Genomic DNA, 18,377 nt, shown 5'->3' with positions numbered 1-18,377 from the left:
TGAGTACATAACTAATATTAAATAGATAGAAATACTTCCCAGACATAATATATAAAAACTGCCTACTAATTAATATATTTAATTTTATTCCCACCACGCGACCGCTACAAACAAAGACACAAAAAACATGAACAAAACCTTTGCAACCATTGACGGGAATGAAGCTGTCGCCCGTGTTGCTTACAAATTAAATGAAGTAATTGCCATATATCCTATCACCCCCTCTTCAGCAATGGGTGAATGGGCAGATACTTGGTCAGCCGCAAATCAGCCCAACCTGTGGAATACAATACCCAGCGTTGTCCAGATGCAAAGTGAAGGAGGCGCTGCTGCTGCGGTACATGGCGCATTACAAACCGGTTCCCTGAGTACCACCTTCACAGCGTCCCAGGGGTTATTGTTGATGATTCCCAACCTCTACAAAATCGCCGGTGAACTAACTAGCGCCGTGGTTCATGTCGCCGCCCGTTCTCTAGCTACTCACGCCTTATCGATTTTCGGTGATCATAGTGATGTCATGGCATCCCGTGCTACAGGGTTTGCGTTGCTGTGTTCCGCTTCAGTCCAGGAAAGCCATGATTTTGCGCTGATTTCCCAAGCTGCTACTCTAGAAACTCGTGTATCATTTATGCACTTCTTTGATGGCTTTAGAACATCACATGAAGTCCAAAAAATCAAGTTATTGTCGGATGATCAATTGCGATCGCTTATCAATGAAAATCTAATTTTAGCTCATCGCGATCGCGCCCTCACTCCAGACCGTCCCCTCTTGCGGGGAACAGCCCAAAATCCTGATGTTTACTTCCAAGGACGTGAAGCGGCTAACTCCTACTACAACGCCACTCCCGCCATAGTCCAACGCCTCATGGATGAATTTGGGGAAATTACAGGGAGACATTACCAAATCTATGAATACCACGGCGCTACTGATGCCGAAAGGGTGATTATTCTCATGGGTTCCGGCTGTGAAACCGTCCACGAAACAGTCGATTATCTCAACACCCAAGGGGAAAAGGTGGGAGTGGTGAAAGTGCGACTCTATCGCCCCTTTGACGTAGAAAGATTTATTGCAGTCTTACCAAACAGTGTACAGGCGATCGCCGTTCTTGACCGCACCAAAGAACCAGGAAGCATCGGCGAACCCTTGTATTTAGATGTAGTCGCTGCTATTCATGAAGCAAATCCAAAAGACGCTCTCTACGAGACGCTGCGCGAACGCGGACTCGCTAACGCTGCGCTATCCAAAATCCAAAATCTAAAATCGGTTGTTGGTGGGCGTTATGGTCTTTCCTCCAAGGAATTCACCCCAGCAATGGTAAAAAGCATCTTTAATCATCTTGCCCAAGCACAACCGCGAAATCACTTTACTATCGGTATTAATGACGACATTACTCACACATCCCTCAGCTTTGACCCCAACTTTTCCACCGAACCAGATAACGTAATTCGGGCAATGTTCTATGGGTTAGGTTCCGATGGGACAGTGGGTGCTAATAAAAACTCGATTAAAATTATTGGCGAAGAAACCGACAATTACGCCCAAGGTTACTTTGTCTACGACTCCAAAAAATCTGGTTCAATGACAGTCTCTCACCTGCGCTTCGGTCCCCAGCCAATTCGTTCAACTTACCTGATTAATCAAGCTAACTTTATTGGTTGTCATCATTGGGGATTTCTAGAACGCATAGATATTTTGAAAGCGGCGATTTCTGGGGCCACTTTACTGTTAAATAGTCCTCATGATGCGGATACCGTCTGGGAATATTTACCCCCAAAAGTACAGCAACAAATTATCGAGAAAAAACTGAAATTCTTTGTAATTAATGCTAACCAAGTCGCCCGTGAAAGTGGTATGGGTGGCAGAATTAACACTATTATGCAGGTGTGCTTTTTCGCTTTAGCAGGTGTTTTACCGCAAGCAGAAGCAATTACCAAAATTAAAAAAGCCATTGAAAAGACTTACGGTAAGAAAGGTGCAGAAGTTGTCCAGAAAAACTTGCAAGCAGTAGACAACACCCTGACTAACTTGCATAAAGTAGACATCCCACAAACAAGTCAAAAGTCAAAAGTCAAAAGTCAAAAGTCACAACTATTAGATAGTGCGCCGGAATTTGTGCGGGATGTCCTCAGTGAAATTATGGTATGGCATGGTGATGATTTACCCGTGAGTGCATTACCAGCCGATGGCACATTTCCCACAGGGACAGCGAAATGGGAAAAACGTAATGTTGCAGAAGAGATACCTGTATGGGAACCGGATGTCTGCGTTCAGTGTGGTAAGTGCGTCATGGTTTGTCCCCACGCTGCTATCCGCGCTAAGGCTTATCAACCAGATGAGTTAATCAATGCACCGACTAGCTTTAAATCAGTTAATACCAAAGATAAGAGTTTTAGCAATCAAAAATTTACGATTCAAGTCGCCCCAGAAGATTGTACAGGATGCGCTATCTGTGTAGATATTTGCCCGGCTAAAAATAAATCTCAGCCTTCGCAGAAAGCCATTAACATGGCGCAGCAGCTACCTTTGCGGGAACAAGAACGCCAAAACTGGGATTTCTTCTTGAGTTTACCCAATCCTGACCGACGACAGTTAAAACTCAACCAAATTCGCCAACAACAACTGCAAGAACCATTATTTGAATTTTCCGGTGCTTGTGCTGGTTGTGGAGAGACACCTTACTTAAAATTATTAACACAATTATTTGGCGATCGCTCTGTCATTGCCAATGCGACAGGTTGTTCTTCAATTTATGGCGGTAACCTCCCCACCACCCCTTGGACAACCAACACCGAAGGAAGAGGTCCCGCATGGTCAAATAGTTTATTTGAAGATAACGCCGAATTTGGTTTTGGCTATCGTTTATCCCTGGATAAACAAGCTGAGTTTGCGGCGGAATTATTGCAAACATTGGGGAGTAGGGAGTGGGGAGTAGGGAGTGGGGATATTTCTGATGAGTTGGTAAAATCTATCCTGAATGCTGAACAAAAATCTGAAGCCGATATCTGGGAACAACGGGAAAGGGTAAAATTACTCAAACAACAGTTAGATAAAATACTCACTTCTGAACCCAATCTAAAATCCCAAATCCAAAATTTAAAATCGATTGCTGATTATTTAGTGAAGAAAAGCGTCTGGATTGTCGGTGGTGACGGCTGGGCGTATGATATTGACTTTGGCGGTATTGACCATGTAATAGCCAGTGGTCGCAATGTGAATATCTTAGTCATGGATACAGAAGTATATTCTAATACGGGCGGTCAATCATCCAAAGCCACACCCAAAGCAGCAGTGGCGAAATTTGCCGCTAGTGGTAAACCCGCACCCAAGAAAGATTTAGGTTTAATGGCTATGACCTACGGAAATGTTTACGTAGCCAGTGTAGCTTTGGGTGCAAAAGATGAACATACCCTGAAGGCATTTTTGGAAGCTGAGGCTTTTGATGGACCTTCATTGATTATTGCTTACAGCCACTGCATCGCCCACGGTATCAACATGACTACAGGCATGAAACATCAGCAATCTCTGGTAGAATCAGGACGTTGGTTGTTGTATCGCCATAATCCAGAGTTACAAAATCAAGGTAAAAATCCTTTGCAATTGGATATGCGATCGCCTACGCAAACAGTAGAACAATCGATGTATCAAGAAAATCGCTTCAAGATGTTGACTAAGAGTAAGCCGGAAGTTGCTAAACATCTGTTAGCACAAGCGCAAGCTGAGGTGGATGCACGTTGGCAGATGTATCAATATTTTGCACAAAAGTAATATTTAATGGGTAATGGGTTTTTACCTATTACCTATAATAATTCATGATTCTCCAACAATTGATAAAATACGATTGTAGAGAGACGGATTAACCCAAAATTTAGCTGTATGGATTAAATCATCAAGGCTGGGTTTGACTAATGGAATTAATCCCTGACGTTTTGCCTCAATCAAAATACCTAAAATCCCAGTAATTTTTAAGCCGTATCCAACTGCTATTTTTCTGCCTAGTTGTTCATCGATAATCAACCACTCTGCGTTTAATTCTAAGGCTAAAGTGATTGCTGAAGACTCACCTGGATCTAATTTAGTTTTTAATGATTCTACTAAACTATTATCATTTATTGGTTGAACTTGAATCCAATTCAATGTCTTGACTTCTTTAGCTCCTGGTATAGAATCTCCCCATGCGGTTAATTCTTGAAAAACTGCTGATGGGATAATAATTTTTCCATAAAGTTGTTCTAATAAATCAAGTTTGCCTATAGCAGCTAAATTAGTAATAGGTGAGGTATTGCTAACTATTGGCATAATTATTCAATCATACCCAAATTTTGTAAATCAACTTCCAAGTCACTTTCATCATAATGAATAGTAATATTTCTCTGAGCTAATTCATTTTGAAATTGCAATAAAGGCATTTGAGCCAGTTGCGATGCTTTACCAATACTAATATTATTTTTTTGGAATAACAGAATAATCAATTCTAACATTAATTCTTGTTCTGATAATCCACTTGCTTGCACAATCTCATCAGAAATGACTAAACTCATGGTTATTTTCCCATAAATAGAGACTAAAACAATTATAATGCCTCGGCAATTGGATATGCGAATCGCCTACACAATCAGTAGAACAATCAATGTATCAAGAAAATCGTTTCAAAATGTTGACGAAGAGTAAGCCGGAAGTTGCTAAATGTCTCTTAGAACAAGCCCAAGCCGAAGTAGATGCACGTTGGCAGATGTATCAATATTTGGCAAAACGGTAATATTTAATGGGTGATGAAAATTGATACTCCACCCCCAGCCCCTCTCCGCAACGAGGGGATTTTTATTATCATCTCTCAAACTCTTTAACTCCGTGTCCTCTGTGTCTCTGTGGTTCGTTTTTTCTTAAATTATGCATAAAATTGTATAATAAATGAAATTTGCCCATAGCAGCTAAATTAGTAAGAGGTGAGGTATTGCTAACTATTGGCATAATTATTCAATCATACCAAAAAATTGATACTCTAACCCGCAAGCAGAGAGGAAAGTTTTAGCTTCAATTTTGTGGGTTTGCGGGGTTAATTTAATTAGCGAGAAAACAGACTTTACCTAATTAGCAATCACATTTTATGATCAATCTGAAAAAATTTCTAAAAATTGCGTAGCTGTAATAATATCAACTCCTCTAAAGGGATGAAGTTCTAATAAATCTTTATCTCCTGTAATGATATGAGTTGCATTACCATTAATAGCAACCTCAAGAAATTTGTCATCTTTTGGATCTCTACACTCTTTGATGATCTGATTTATTTCAATTTCTTCTGATTCAAATTTGAATTTAGCTAAAAATTGAGTACGAATACTCATAGAAATATATTTATCTAATTTTGAACGATTGAAAATTTCTTGTATTTCTTGAAAAGTCGCATTTGAAAACAAAATTATTCCTAAGCTTTTGGCTTTTTTAAATGCCATATCTGGAATAGATGACTTAATCAAGATGGCACTAACTAAAATGTTTGTATCGATAACAAACCGTAATTCATCCATTCTGAAGAATTTCATCTAAAATTTCTTGAGTCAATCCCCTGACTTTAGCTTGTTCTTGCATTTCTTCAATAATGTCGTCTAGGGATTTATCTTGAATAATTAATTTGAGCAAATCGTTAACAATAGTTTGAATTTTTTGCTGTTTTTGTGGTTCTGCTTCTTGATAAGCTTTGGCTACTTCAGCATCAACTTGAATTGCAATTGTTTCCATATTTTGATAGGAAAAATAAATTACATTTGCTTAATTATAGCATTCAACACATCCAAGAGTAGTGATTGTATTACAGGAAGAGCGAAGCCCAAGCCGAAGTAGATGCACGTTGGCAACAGATTGTAGATTGTGAGGAAGTTACAAACCTCACTCAAGAGAGAAACGCTATAAATAAAATCCCCACTCTCTTTAGTTAATCGAGAGTAGGGAAAATTTAATTTGTATCCTGAATCTTGAATCTATCTAATTATTTTGTTTCTGGTAACTGCGGCGGTTGCATGGGAGCAAATTGAGCAGGATTCGCTGAAAGTGGTTTGAACGGCTGGAAGGTGTTGATATCTACACAAACAGTACTATCTAACTTGGTTCTTAGTTCAGAACTGAAAGTAACTAACTGTTCTACTAAAGTTTGTCGATCTGTTAAGCATCCTTTGATAGCCATGAGTTCGCCTAAAGTCCACTCATAAAGATGTCTATCAGAGTTGTTAATGATTACAGTTAGTTCGTTTCTGATTCTCAATATTTGGTTGAGCAGTTCATCCACCTTGATGTTAATCATGTTAGCAACTCGCAGGTTAAATGACTCGCGATCGCCGATGATATTAATCAGTTCATCAACATATTGTCCTACCAAGGTGATAAATGATTGATTCCACTCATTGCGGAGGTTATCAACTTTAACATCTATATCTTTGTAGACATTACTAATCTTGTTGTTGATTTCATTACTGTTCACAACGAAGTTGAGAATCTTGTTGTTAATTTCCGCACTGTTGATGACAACATTTTCAATCTTTTGATGAATTTGGGAATTCTCAACCAAGAGGTTTTGAATCTTCTGAGTCATTTGCTCATTATTAAAGATTTGCTGAATGACAATATTGTTGTTGGTTACATTAGTCTGTAAGCGTTGGTCAACGTACTGATTTAATGTCTCGTTATTGTTGATAATATTTTGAGTTATGAGAGTGACATAGCTGTGCAATTTTTGTTCGTAGGTATGATCAATTTGCTGACTTACGTACTCATTAATTGCTGTATTATTCTCAGTAATTTTCTGAGTAATTAGTTGGTTAAATTCCTCTCTTTCACCAAAAACGTTAATCAATTCATTAACTCGCTCTGACACTAAACCGATGAATGATTGTTTCCATTCATTACGGATGTGTTCTAGTTTGTCGTTAATTTCAGTACTGTTGGCGACGATATTTACAATATTGTGATTAACTTCTGTGTTGTTGTTAACAACCTGTTCTAAGTGTTGCTCAAAGTATTGGTTGAAGACTTCGTTATTATTGATGATGTTTTGGGTAATCACTTGAATGTGATTTTGGATATTTTGATCAAAGCTCTGATCAATCTTCTGGTCAACATACTGATTTAGCTCAGTATTGTTATTGACGATGCTTTGGGTTAGCAGATTGATGTTGTTACGAATGTTCTGCTCAAAGTTTTGTCCGATTTGCTGACTCACATACTGATTTAGCTCAGTGTTGTTATTGATGATATTCTGAGTCAGGAAACCAATGTTGTTGCGGATATTTTGCTCAAATATGCTATCAATTTGCTGATTGACAATTTGGCTAATTTCTTGACGATTAACAACAACGTTACGTACTCTTTGTTCAAAGATTTGGTCTACGTATTGGGTAATTTGCTGGTTAACTCTAGTTGATATTTCAACGTTAATCTTCTCTTCCAGCATCCGCTCTAGATAACTAGACCAACCTTGTAGATGCTGGTTTAAGCTAAACTCTATTTGCTGTTGATAAGCATCCATTGAAAATCTAACTTTCGCAACTTCTACAGATAGGTTCTTGAAGTGCTTTTCGTAGTTTTTCAGCAACCATTGTTCCAGTTGATCCCAGTACTTAGCTTCTAGAGCGACATCGGCTTTATCTACTACTTTGATAGAAGCATTAATCTGCTGTAACTGTTCCTCCCACTTTTTCTTAAATTCTTCTTCATTAAGACGGAAGGTGAATTGTGTAGAAGTACCACTATTTTGAAATGCTGCTACACTAGTTTGGGTAGATGCACTACTACTTTGACTACTACTTTGACTACTGCTGACATTCTGAGCAGTGACACTGGTGCGAGATTCGTTGATAACAGTTGTTCCTTGCTGTTGATATCTTTCAGTTATTTCGGCTGCCTGTACTGGCTCTATTGCCAAAATAATTTCTCCTTCATTATCTTCTTTGTAGGTATCAATAAATAACCCGGTTAATGTAGTTTTTTCTTTGATTTCTAAAACTACTTCATCTTTGAAACCGTTTAACGAAACCCAAGTTTCTTCAACTTCAATACCAGTCAGTTTTGTAATAAATTTGCCGCCTTTGACTAAAATAATAGCCCAAGGTTCTACATCAAATTTTTTGTTATCTGACCAATAACTGGCATTACCTTCACGAATTTTAATTCGATAATTACCAGGGTTCAATTCAATGAGGTTATTTCCTGATTGGCTAATACTAGATAAATAGTGTTCATCTAGTAAATAACAATTATTTTTACTATCTACTGTTAAACTTACAGGATTAAAAAATGGCTTAGTGCTGGTAATTAACAAGTCAATTGAACCGCCATTATCTTCATTGCTAAAATCGAAGAACAAGGCATTAAGAACTGTTCTTTCTTTGACTTCTATTGTCAATTTATCGTTATATCCATTTAAAGTTGTCCAGGTAGCACCTACTTCAAACCCTGTATTTTTGTTGATAAAAGTAGTGTTGTTATCGCCGTATATCCATAGTAAAACAAAAGGCTCTCCTGTGGTTCTTGTCTTACTATAGGTATACTGACCTCCAGTAATTCTGATTTCAAAAGTACCTTTTTGAAAGGTAAAAGCACTTGCAACTTGATCTTGCAAATGATTCATTTGACTAGCATCAATAACATAACAATTTGTTTTTGTATCGATTGTTAAAGTACTCATCAATTCCTCTTTTTTGCTAGATTTAGTGACTTGGGATACTTGAGAAACCTTGATATTTTCTGATTTTTTGCCTGGTTTTAATTTTGAAGTAGTTACGCTTACTCCTGCTGTTTTATGTGCATAAATAGCCATACCTGCCCAACGACCGATAGGATCAGTCATGGCTATTAAGGTTCCTTTACCGGTTTTGATATCTATCCGGATTAACTGACCATCTTTACCTAATTGGAAGAAATTGCCTGTGACTCCATATAGTATTCCATCTACAAATTCAATACTGGCAACATCGGGAAAGCCTATATCACCAATAATATTGACCTTGCCTGTATCTAGGTTGCAGGTTGCTAAGAACTTCTTCTTGTCGTAACCAATCAATGTTATGTAAGCTTTACCCTCTGCATCAAAAGCAACTTCACCGCAGTTGTGGTCTTTATCGGCGACTGTGAAGTCTGGCTTACCTTTTCCGGTTTTGATATCAATGGTAATCAGTTGTTTAGCAGTTGTAGCGTACAGTGTCTGACGCTGGTGATTGTATGCTAAACCTACTGTGGCAAAGCCAATATTACCAATTGAGACTGCATCCCCTGTATTGAAGTCTATTTTGATTAATGTTGTTTTATCGCCTTCTGCATCTAGTCCGTATAGTTCATTCCCTAGAAAAGCAATGTCAGATACTTCTGTAACTATCTCGCCAACTAAACTAGCTTTACCTGTGGCTAAATCTAGAGTGTAAAGCTTGCTTAATTCATTGACTACATAATCTTGGATATAAACTTTACCTAGCTTAAGTTCCATAGACTTATTTGTCCTATTTTTTGGTGTGCTGCAATTCCCGCAGATAATCTTCTTTTATTCCTAAAACTGAATATTGTGGTGGTTTTCCCATAAATACCAAGTTGGAACGCCACAGACCAGTAAATTTCCTTGTTTTTTCTCTATCTTTTTGACCAAGATCCTGTTTTTTTACTGGCCTGCTTTCACGCAAAACGCGATGGAGTAAGTAGCGATTGGTAAACCTGTTATAGCCCGAAAACAATCTATACCAACGTCTTCTGCTAGTTGATGACAGATGTAATCAGTTCTGGTATCTTGCCAAACAATAGCGCTCTGCGTTGAAAAATTTACCCCACCCCAGATAGAGTATAGGTTATACCTTATGGATTGTGAATTAATAATAACCACTACTTATATTTAGGTGATTAGGTAGCGATCGCCTAATGTTGTAAGTGAGGTAAACGATTATGTCAGTACAATCGATTCAATCTGAGCTGATTGTAGAATTATCTACAGACGAACAACAGCTGATCTCCGGGGGACAACGGGGAAGAGGCAGGTATGGCTATGACGATGACTATGACTATTGTCCTAAGAGATACCCCGTCAAAGGTTGTGGCTTCTACTACCCCCGGAAATATGGCAAAGGCGGATATGGCAAAGGCGGTGGATACTGATTTTTGATGAGGGTTAATTTTAAGTTCGCCAACCCTAGAAACTCCGTAAGGGACCGAGAAATAAAAAAATATCCCTAAATTTCTTGTGGTGCTGGTATTTTGCCTACTAATCACCAATGGCAGAATACCCATTCTACAAGATGGGATAATTTATTTTCTGGTGTTCCCTAATGGTGAAAATATAATCCAGTGTAGAGATGTAGCACTTCTATGTCTCTACAATTTCGGTTAGTGCAGATCACCCGCAGGACTGATGATTGAGGATTGCTAAAGCAGAAGCAGGAAAAATTCTTGGCAATTGAATATGCGAATCGCCTACACAATCAGTAGAACAATCGATGTATCAAGAAAATCGCTTCAAGATGTTGACGAAGAGTAAGCCCGAAGTTGCTAAACATCTGCTAGAACAAGCCCAAGCTGAAGTTAACGCCCGTTGGCAGATGTATCAATATTTGGCTAATCGGTAATTAGACATACTTAAACTCATCTATTCCAAGCGATCGCGCTCTCACTCTACATCCAGAAAGGCGATCGCGATTGATTTCAGGAATAGTAGTTAACAAACGATTTAGATTTCATAAATATCAGGCCAGTTCCATGCTCCATCCCATCCTCCTTTATAATATTCCAGACGATCTGGCATCCATTCACCGTTACTTTGTTCTTTAGGATATAATACAGCTTCAAAACCATTATGTGTTTTCCAAGGTTTGTTATAATTATTCATTCGATTAAGTGCAAATAAAGAACTAACTTTTCCTGCTGTTCCCTTATTATTTTTTTCAAGCATATTTGCAAAAGCATTAACAACAGCACCATGATGCTTTTCCGGATCTCTTTCACCAAAATCAAACTTAAATGATTCGTCTGCTGTTTTAGCTTTGGTATCAGAACCGAGTAAACTACCATAAAATCCCCATGACCAATCTGTATAGTCTGAAAACTCAATATCTTTAGTTTCATATCCACCAATAACTTGTCTGGCCGGATCTAAAGCAATTAATTTTGATATGTTGTCGATTTTTCCTTCTTTAGAAATTTCTTTAGCAATTTCATAAGAAACGTAAGAGCCTAGACTATGACCAGCAAGATTAATATTTTTTGCTGAAATTCCCCAAGATATTAGTTTATTGGTTGCAAATTTAGCAGCAGCTTCGATCCATGATGCTCCAATTCCAACATTCGGGAAGGGCGAAAGGAGTCCAACAGGAAAGTTTCCACTCTTAGCAGCTTCACTCCAATTTAAAACAAATACTTGATCTCCAGTTTGATAACCATCAATAGCTAAAGCTAGTTTATTAATATTATCTGCACTAGGACTACTATCCATTCCGTGGCTAATTATCCATGTAGTGTTGTTGGTAATCCAAGCTGAACCATCAATACGTTCAAGTCCTCCTCGACGAATATCACCTTTCTTAGATATGCCTATCCTTCCCCAAGTATGCTTAACTGCTAAATTAAGGTTATAGTAAGTTTCTGCATTATTAAAGCTGGGTAACACACGAATATAATAAGTCCCTGCATCGAGATATTCATCAACAGCATCAACATTATTAAACAAGGATGAACGAATAACTTGATTATTGCTGTTGATAAGTTCTATATCTGCGTATGGATTATTTTTGGAGGGATCATCAAGCCAAACAGTAAATGCACTGCGTTCTTCTAATTGAAACTTGTAATAGTCATTAGTATCAGTTTTACCAACCCAATCTCTATAGTTATAATTATTGTTATCAGCTAAAGTCCCTAGCCAACGAGCTAGGTTTAAAGTATTACCAGCTTGATCATTAACGTTATTTAGAGGTGGAGACTCTGGTTCTACTGGTGGAGTATTGGGGCTAGATGTTACCTGATTTTGAAGAGTACCAAGAGTAATTAAAGGATTTTCTCTAGTTCCATTTGGAGTAGTCACATGAACATGAGTATGAACACCAGTTGATTTACCTGTACTTCCTTCAATTCCCAGAAAATGTCCTTGTTCTATCTTTTGATTGACTTTCAAACTAGAATTAAAATTACTAAAGTGAACATAGAAGAAATTCCTTTGTAATTGTGAATTCCATATCTGAATATAATTTCCTCCAAATTGATCCTTGCCAATGAACTTAACTTGACCACCGGCTAAAGCATAAACCTTGCCATCTGGATCTCCATCTTCAGAATCAATAGCATCACCATGTTCTTCGTAAGTTTGATTAATTTTGTTCCCTATATTATCTCTATAGAGAAGATAGAGATACTGATCATAAGTAATTCCTGGTCCTGAACCAGGATTATTTCCATTACCAGAATTAGGAGGTGGGAATAACAGTGAACCATCTGGCTTATAACCTATCGCTGAACCATTCCAAAGAATGTAACCACCAGCAAAATCTTGGCGAGTTTTTCCATCCCAGCTATACTCCGTACTCTTAGGCGCACCTAAAACTCCCCCTAATCCTCCAGCTTTATTGACATAGTAATCACGAATACCACCCCAAAGCGGGAAAGTACCATACTGACTCTGGACAGCTGAAACAGTCCCTAACGTTGGATGATTAAAATAGTGGAATTTTGCACCACTGGAATGGGTTTGAACATTTGAAGTAGGTGTACCAAGTTTATATTGATTCCAAACCCAGAAAAACTCACCATCCAGACGGTATCCATTGACATAACCACCAATAAAAGTTTCCCCATTCCCTCGGCGAGTAATGCGGCGATCTCCAAAATTCTGGGCTATATTACCATGTCCATCATCAAAAACATTGCTAGTAGGATAACCTAAAGGAACATTCTGATTTTCAAGGTAAACCCGCCAAATATCTCCATATACGTAATACGCTTCACTATTGATATCTTGCCTGATGATGATGCCATCACCATTAGCACCGCCCTTAAAGTCTTGAACCAGATCAAATCCAAACCAAGTCTTAACATCATTTACAGGAACACCAACACGGTCATAACCACCTTGTTCCCAGAAAGTATCCAGTATTTTTTGATGGGGGTTATTATTGCTATCTAATCCCACAATATAATCAGAAGCTTTGTCATAACTCAAATTGACAGCAGCCAAGCCACCATATTCAACGAATTTAGCTTCTACAAGATATTGACTAGCTTGGGTAAATGTTCCATATCCTTGAATTTCAAAACCTACACCTGTTCTGTTAATCGGACTTTGACCATTAACTGTGACTTGAAAATCATCATCATGTGTACCAGTAAAGCGATAAGTTCCTCTATCAAAAGGCTTTTGACTAGTCCAACGCACAGAGAAATTATCTGCATTTACACCAGGTGCGGGACTATTTGCACCCCAATATTGATTCGGGTTAATAGAACCACTGACAAAAACTGGATTTCCTGACCAAGTTGTATTATTAAATAATTCAGCCTTCCAACTATCCGCCGGAATGGTTAAACTACCATTGACATATTCATAGTAAGTCGGGTTACTCATTCCCGGTGCAAAGAAGAACTTACCATTAGGTAATGCTAATTCATAAGCCCCATTACCTAAATCTTTTTGGGAAGCAACCGGATAACCTAAAACTGCTGCACTCCCAAATTGTTGATAAGCATCTAAAATTTTACCCCAAGCATAGGTAATATTAGGACTACCAATTTCTTGCAGCAGGGCAAATTTACCCTGAGTCCCTAAAAATTCTTGAATTTTGCCAATTGGTACTCCTTTTTCTTCTGTGCGAATAGTGTTAAGGGGAACACCAACCACACTGGCTGACAATGTGTTAACCGCCGCATCATAAGCAGATTTAAACGTGGGATTGACTTTAGTCTCATTTAATGTGCTGGAAATTTCAGTAGCAGGTTCGTAGGTTAATTTTGAACTATTCAAAACCCAGTCTAAATTAACCGCAGCATTACCACCAAGCTCAAAATATTCCAGTTGGATTTGATGTAAACCCTCACCTAAATTGATAGTTGCAGAATTAGTGATAAAAGGTTGAGCTTGCCATTTATCAAGAATTTTCACACCATTAATATATAAGCGAACACCGTCATCACCCGTGACACTGAAAGTATAATTTCCCGCTCCTTGTAAATATGAATTAGTTGTCCAACGGGCAGAAAAATCATCACTGTTAATTCGACTATCAGGACTATCCAAACCCCAATCAAAATTCAAATCTTTACCACTAGTACCTGCACCATCCATGCGGGTAAAGACTGGCGCACCAGCTAAACTTCGGTTATTAAAATACTCACCTACCCAAGGTTCTTCTAGATAGTCAGAAGCATCTATTTGATCTATTGCTGAACCTTCTATTGGTTGGAAAAATAAATTTGGTTCAATTCCGGTTTCTTCCCAAAATAATTGTGTGACGGCTGCACCAGTATTTTCAAAATGTTCTAGACGAATTTTGTGATATCCTTCATTTAAAGAAACAATCGCTTTACTAGTTACAGAAGGCTGATCATACCATTGATCTAAAACCAATTTATCATTAATCCACAACCTGACACCATCATCAGATGTGTTAACAAATTCATAAGCTCCGGCTTGAAAATAGGGTATTGTTGTCCATCTATCCGAGAAATTGTCATTACCAATAGGTATACCCGGCTCACGACCTAAACCCCAGTTTTTATCTAAGAAACCTGTTCCCGCACTGGTATAACCAACGGCATTACCTGCTAAATTTCGATTATTGTAAAACTCGCCAATCCATTCATCTAAAGAATGTAATTCCTCCCAGCGTAGAGTATTAATTGCATTACCCAGATTTTCAAAATATTCAACTCTAACTGTGTTATATCCAGGTTTGACAAACACAGGTTGAGTATTAGTAACAAAGCTTTGCTCCTGCCATTTATCAATAATTTTTACATCATTCACATAGACTCTAATTCCGTCATCAGCTTGACTAATAAAGTTATAGATACCACCCTCAAAAAAGCTGTTTGTTACCCATCTGATGGAAATATTGTCTTCTTTTATACCTCTAGTATCAGGTGGTGCGCCCGCACCTGCGGCAAAGCGTATTTCTCCAGGGTCATCAGCCCGTGTAAAAATAGGATTACCTATCATATTTTGGTTATTCCAGTATTGGACAACCCAAGGAGAAGTGCTACCATTGCCACTATCTGGAGGTAAGCTATTAATGGCATTTGAATCATAAGCAACAGTAGGCTGACCCTCTTTATAAAGAATCTCGCCACCTTGGAAATGTTGAATAATCCAACCGTCACCAATACCAACTTCGCTAGTGATAGGGAATCCCAAGAAACTATTCTCAGCCCCTAAACTGATATATTTTGCACCTATACCACCATAAATAGTAAATATCCCTGCGTCGGACTTGAGAATTGCTCCACCTTGGAAGTTTTGCCGTTGTCCATCTTTGGTATTAAAGGCTTCTGAAGTGGCGTAACCTAAGAGTCCATCCCAAGCTTTGGCTTCTTGATATTTATTCCAAAAGTCTGTACTGTAAGCAACTGTTGGTTGACCAAATTTGTATAAAATTGTCCCACCGACAAAGTTCTGAACTATCCGGTCTCCCCCAATACCAATTTCGCGACTGGTAGGGAATCCTAAAAAGCTATTTGTAGCGTCTAAAGCTTCATATTTACCAGCAATTGCACCCCAAGTTGGATGTGCGCCATGTTTAGATAACCAAATCTTGGTAGGAATGCCTTCATTTCCGGAAAAATGTTGAACAATACCCCCACCATTGTCGAGATTATTTAAACCACCATTAATATCTATGTAATCGGTTGTAGGATAGCCTAAAGATTTTGCGGCACCTAAATCTAAGAATTTTTGCCAAACTTCACCGCCAACCCAATAGGAATTGTCATTGGCATTGGATTTCATAATAGCACCACGACCATCTGCACCACCATCAAAGTCTTGAGTATACCCGTTTTCCCAAGGATGGACGTTATTGAGGGGATAACCTAATTCGGAAATGTCACCATTACGTTGATAGGTATTGACATAAGTACTATGAACTGAACCACCATCATATCCTACTGGCAGTAACGCACCTGTCCAATTATTTACTAAGTTGGAATTTTCCCATTTGAAGTGTAGTGCTGCATTCCCTTCTTGTTCAAAATATTCAACGATAATTTGATGCTTTCCTTGAGGAATGAGAATATAACCATCTTGTCGTGACCCAGGTTCAATTGCTGCCCATTTGTCAATTACTTTCACACCATCAATATAAACTCTCACTCCATCATCAGCGCTACTGATAAAGTTGTATAGTCCGCCGTCAAAAGAGCTATTTGTTGTCCATCGGATAGAAAAATTATCTTCTTTTATACCTGTAGTATCAGGTGGTGCGCCGGCACCTGCGGCAAAGCGTATTTCTCCAGGCTCATCAGCCCGTGTAAAAATAGGATTACCTATCATATTTTGGTTATTCCAGTATTGGACAACCCAAGGAGAAGTGCTACCGTTTCCACTACCTGGCGGTAAGCTATTAATGGCATTTGAATCATAAACAACAGTAGGCTGACCCTCTTTATAAAGAATGTCGCCACCTTGGAAACTTTGAATAATCCAACCGTCACCAATACCAGTTTCGCCACTAGTCGGGAATCCCAAGAAACTATTCTCAGCCCCTAAACTGATATATTTTGCACCTATACCACCATAAATAGTAAATATCCCTGCGTCGGACTTGAGAATTGCTCCACCTTGGAAGTTTTGCCGTTGTCCATCTTTGGTATTAAAGGCTTCTGAAGTGGCGTAACCTAAGAGTCCATCCCAAGCTTGAGCTTCTTGATATTTATTCCAAAAGTCTGTACTGTAAGCAACTGTTGGTTGACCAAATTTGTATAAAATTGTCCCACCGACAAAGTTCTGAACTATCCGGTCTCCCCCAATACCAATTTCGCGACTGGTAGGGAATCCTAAAAAGCTATTTGTAGCGTCTAAAGCTTCATATTTACCAGCAATTGCACCCCAAGTTGGATGTGCGCCATGTTTAGATAACCAAATCTTGCTAGGAATGCCTTCATTTCCGGAAAAATGTTGAACAATACCCCCACCATTGTCGAGATTATTTAAACCACCATTAATATCTATGTAATCGGTTGTAGGATAGCCTAAAGATTTTGCGCCACCTAAATCTAAGAATTTTTGCCAAACTTCACCGCCAACCCAATAGGAATTGTCATTGGCATTGGATTTCATAATAGCACCACGACCATCTGCACCACCGTCAAAGTCTTGAGTATACCCGTTTTCCCAAGGATGGACTTTATTGATTGGCGCTCCTAATAAAGTAGCTTCATCATTTCTTTGGAAAGTATTGACATAAGTACTGTGAACTGCACTACCGTCATAACCAACGGGTAGTATTCCCCCTGTCCAATCGCTTGTAGCTAAAAGCTGATCCCAATTTAAGTTATGAGCAGCACTACCAGCACGCTCAAAATATTCAACTACAACCTCATGATATCCCGGTGGAATATTGACGTAAGCATCATTACGCAAATAAGGCTGATCTACCCATCTATCAATGACTTTTACCCCGTGAATAAAGATGCGGACACCATCATCAGCTTGACTGATAAAGTTGTAAAGTCCACCTTCAAAATAATTCGTTCCTGTCCAGCGAATTGAGAAATTGTCATTATTTATCCCATCAGCAGGACTACCATCCCCCCAATTAAAATTAAGACCGTCTTCAAAAGTGATTAAATATGGAGTACCGCTTAGAGAAATATTATGGTAGTATTCCGCTTTATATTTGCCTTCGCCCAGCAATAATTCTCCAGCTAGATAAACTTCTGTATCCCGACTACCATCAATCCAACCACCGAACTCTTGGCGAATTAGATCATCTTTAGCATCAGCATTGAAGTCCCCAACAATGATATTGGTGTACTGACCATTAAACGAAGCCATATCTGTCATGGGTAGAGGAAGACCAAAAGTTCCATCCCCATTGGATAAATAAATTTCTGTATCCCGATAGCCATCAACCAAACTACCAAACTCTTGGCGAATTAGATCATCTTTAGCATCACCATTGAAGTCCCCAACAATAATTCTGGCTTGTTGACCATTAAACGCAGCCATATCTGTCATGGGTAGAGGATTAGCAAAAGTTCCATCCCCATTAGATAAATAAACTTCTGTATCCCGATAGCCATCAGCCGAACTACCAAACTCTTGGCGAATTAGATCATCTTTCCCATCGCCATTGAAGTCCCCAACAATGATATTGGCTTGTTGACCATTAAAAGCCAGCGTATCTGTCATGGCAATGGGATTAGCAAAAAG

The 18,377-nt window shown here is 38.7% G+C and carries 9 protein-coding genes and 1 pseudogene; 4 read left to right on the top strand and 6 right to left on the bottom strand.

Annotated elements, in window-relative coordinates; genetic code table 11:
* Positions 1 to 127 precede the first annotated feature (127 nt).
* Positions 128 to 3,766: a pyruvate:ferredoxin (flavodoxin) oxidoreductase gene (gene nifJ, locus AACX33_RS22620; protein WP_193999237.1), complete on the top strand. Its 3,639-nt coding sequence runs from the start codon at positions 128 to 130 to the stop codon at positions 3,764 to 3,766.
* 42 nt (positions 3,767 to 3,808) lie between these two features.
* On the opposite strand, the gene AACX33_RS22615 is transcribed toward nifJ, so the two are convergent.
* Both AACX33_RS22615 and AACX33_RS22610 read right to left on the bottom strand, forming a co-directional pair.
* A complete protein-coding gene (locus AACX33_RS22615) occupies positions 3,809 to 4,297 on the bottom strand; it encodes a DUF3368 domain-containing protein (protein ID WP_193999239.1) in 489 nt (162 codons plus the stop codon).
* A gap of 2 nt (positions 4,298 to 4,299) precedes the next feature.
* Positions 4,300 to 4,539: a UPF0175 family protein gene (locus tag AACX33_RS22610; RefSeq protein ID WP_193999241.1), complete on the bottom strand. Its 240-nt coding sequence runs from the start codon at positions 4,537 to 4,539 to the stop codon at positions 4,300 to 4,302.
* A gap of 89 nt (positions 4,540 to 4,628) precedes the next feature.
* On the opposite strand from AACX33_RS22610, the gene AACX33_RS22605 reads away from it, so the two are divergent.
* Positions 4,629 to 4,757 carry a hypothetical protein gene (locus AACX33_RS22605; protein ID WP_265338671.1) on the top strand — a complete coding sequence of 43 codons (129 nt, stop codon included), beginning with the start codon at positions 4,629 to 4,631 and terminating at the stop codon, positions 4,755 to 4,757.
* 352 nt (positions 4,758 to 5,109) lie between these two features.
* Here the strand turns inward: AACX33_RS22605 and AACX33_RS22600 are convergent, their stop codons facing one another.
* The 3 genes from AACX33_RS22600 to AACX33_RS22590 form a co-directional block, all read right to left on the bottom strand.
* On the bottom strand, positions 5,110 to 5,526 hold the full coding sequence (locus AACX33_RS22600) for a putative toxin-antitoxin system toxin component, PIN family (RefSeq protein ID WP_193999243.1): 417 nt from the start codon (positions 5,524 to 5,526) through the stop codon (positions 5,110 to 5,112).
* Positions 5,519 to 5,737, bottom strand: coding sequence for a hypothetical protein (locus tag AACX33_RS22595; protein WP_193999245.1), 219 nt, complete (start codon positions 5,735 to 5,737; stop codon positions 5,519 to 5,521). The genes AACX33_RS22600 and AACX33_RS22595 overlap by 8 nt, the downstream gene beginning before the upstream one ends.
* A 247-nt stretch (positions 5,738 to 5,984) precedes the next feature.
* The gene (locus AACX33_RS22590) at positions 5,985 to 9,470 is read right to left on the bottom strand and encodes a YncE family protein (RefSeq protein WP_193999246.1); all 3,486 of its coding nucleotides are present in this window, start codon (positions 9,468 to 9,470) and stop codon (positions 5,985 to 5,987) included.
* 446 nt (positions 9,471 to 9,916) lie between these two features.
* On the opposite strand from AACX33_RS22590, the gene AACX33_RS22585 reads away from it, so the two are divergent.
* Both AACX33_RS22585 and AACX33_RS22580 read left to right on the top strand, forming a co-directional pair.
* The gene (locus AACX33_RS22585; protein ID WP_193999248.1) at positions 9,917 to 10,126 is read left to right on the top strand and encodes a hypothetical protein; all 210 of its coding nucleotides are present in this window, start codon (positions 9,917 to 9,919) and stop codon (positions 10,124 to 10,126) included.
* A 283-nt stretch (positions 10,127 to 10,409) separates the two neighbouring features.
* A pseudogene (locus AACX33_RS22580) lies at positions 10,410 to 10,593 on the top strand (hypothetical protein); the annotation flags it as partial.
* 101 nt (positions 10,594 to 10,694) lie between these two features.
* Here AACX33_RS22580 and AACX33_RS22575 read toward each other — a convergent pair.
* Entirely contained in the window at positions 10,695 to 18,356 is a 7,662-nt protein-coding gene (locus tag AACX33_RS22575; RefSeq protein ID WP_227789267.1) for a PA14 domain-containing protein, read from the bottom strand.
* Positions 18,357 to 18,377: the final 21 nt, after the last annotated feature.

The sequence above is a fragment of the Nodularia sp. LEGE 04288 genome, assembly GCF_963896525.1.
GTDB lineage: Bacteria > Cyanobacteriota > Cyanobacteriia > Cyanobacteriales > Nostocaceae > Nodularia.
This window is presented reverse-complemented; position numbering and strand designations above follow the sequence as displayed.

Excerpts from the sequence above, each read along its gene's own strand:
- nifJ (WP_193999237.1), top strand. The coding sequence starts at position 128 with ATGAACAAAACCTTTGCAACCATTGACGGGAATGAAGCTGTCGCCCGT.
- AACX33_RS22615 (WP_193999239.1), bottom strand. The coding sequence starts at position 4,297 with ATGCCAATAGTTAGCAATACCTCACCTATTACTAATTTAGCTGCTATA.
- AACX33_RS22610 (WP_193999241.1), bottom strand. The coding sequence starts at position 4,539 with ATGAGTTTAGTCATTTCTGATGAGATTGTGCAAGCAAGTGGATTATCA.
- AACX33_RS22605 (WP_265338671.1), top strand. The coding sequence starts at position 4,629 with ATGTATCAAGAAAATCGTTTCAAAATGTTGACGAAGAGTAAGCCGGAA.
- AACX33_RS22600 (WP_193999243.1), bottom strand. The coding sequence starts at position 5,526 with ATGGATGAATTACGGTTTGTTATCGATACAAACATTTTAGTTAGTGCC.
- AACX33_RS22595 (WP_193999245.1), bottom strand. The coding sequence starts at position 5,737 with ATGGAAACAATTGCAATTCAAGTTGATGCTGAAGTAGCCAAAGCTTAT.
- AACX33_RS22590 (WP_193999246.1), bottom strand. The coding sequence starts at position 9,470 with ATGGAACTTAAGCTAGGTAAAGTTTATATCCAAGATTATGTAGTCAAT.
- AACX33_RS22585 (WP_193999248.1), top strand. The coding sequence starts at position 9,917 with ATGTCAGTACAATCGATTCAATCTGAGCTGATTGTAGAATTATCTACA.
- AACX33_RS22575 (WP_227789267.1), bottom strand. The coding sequence starts at position 18,356 with ATGACAGATACGCTGGCTTTTAATGGTCAACAAGCCAATATCATTGTT.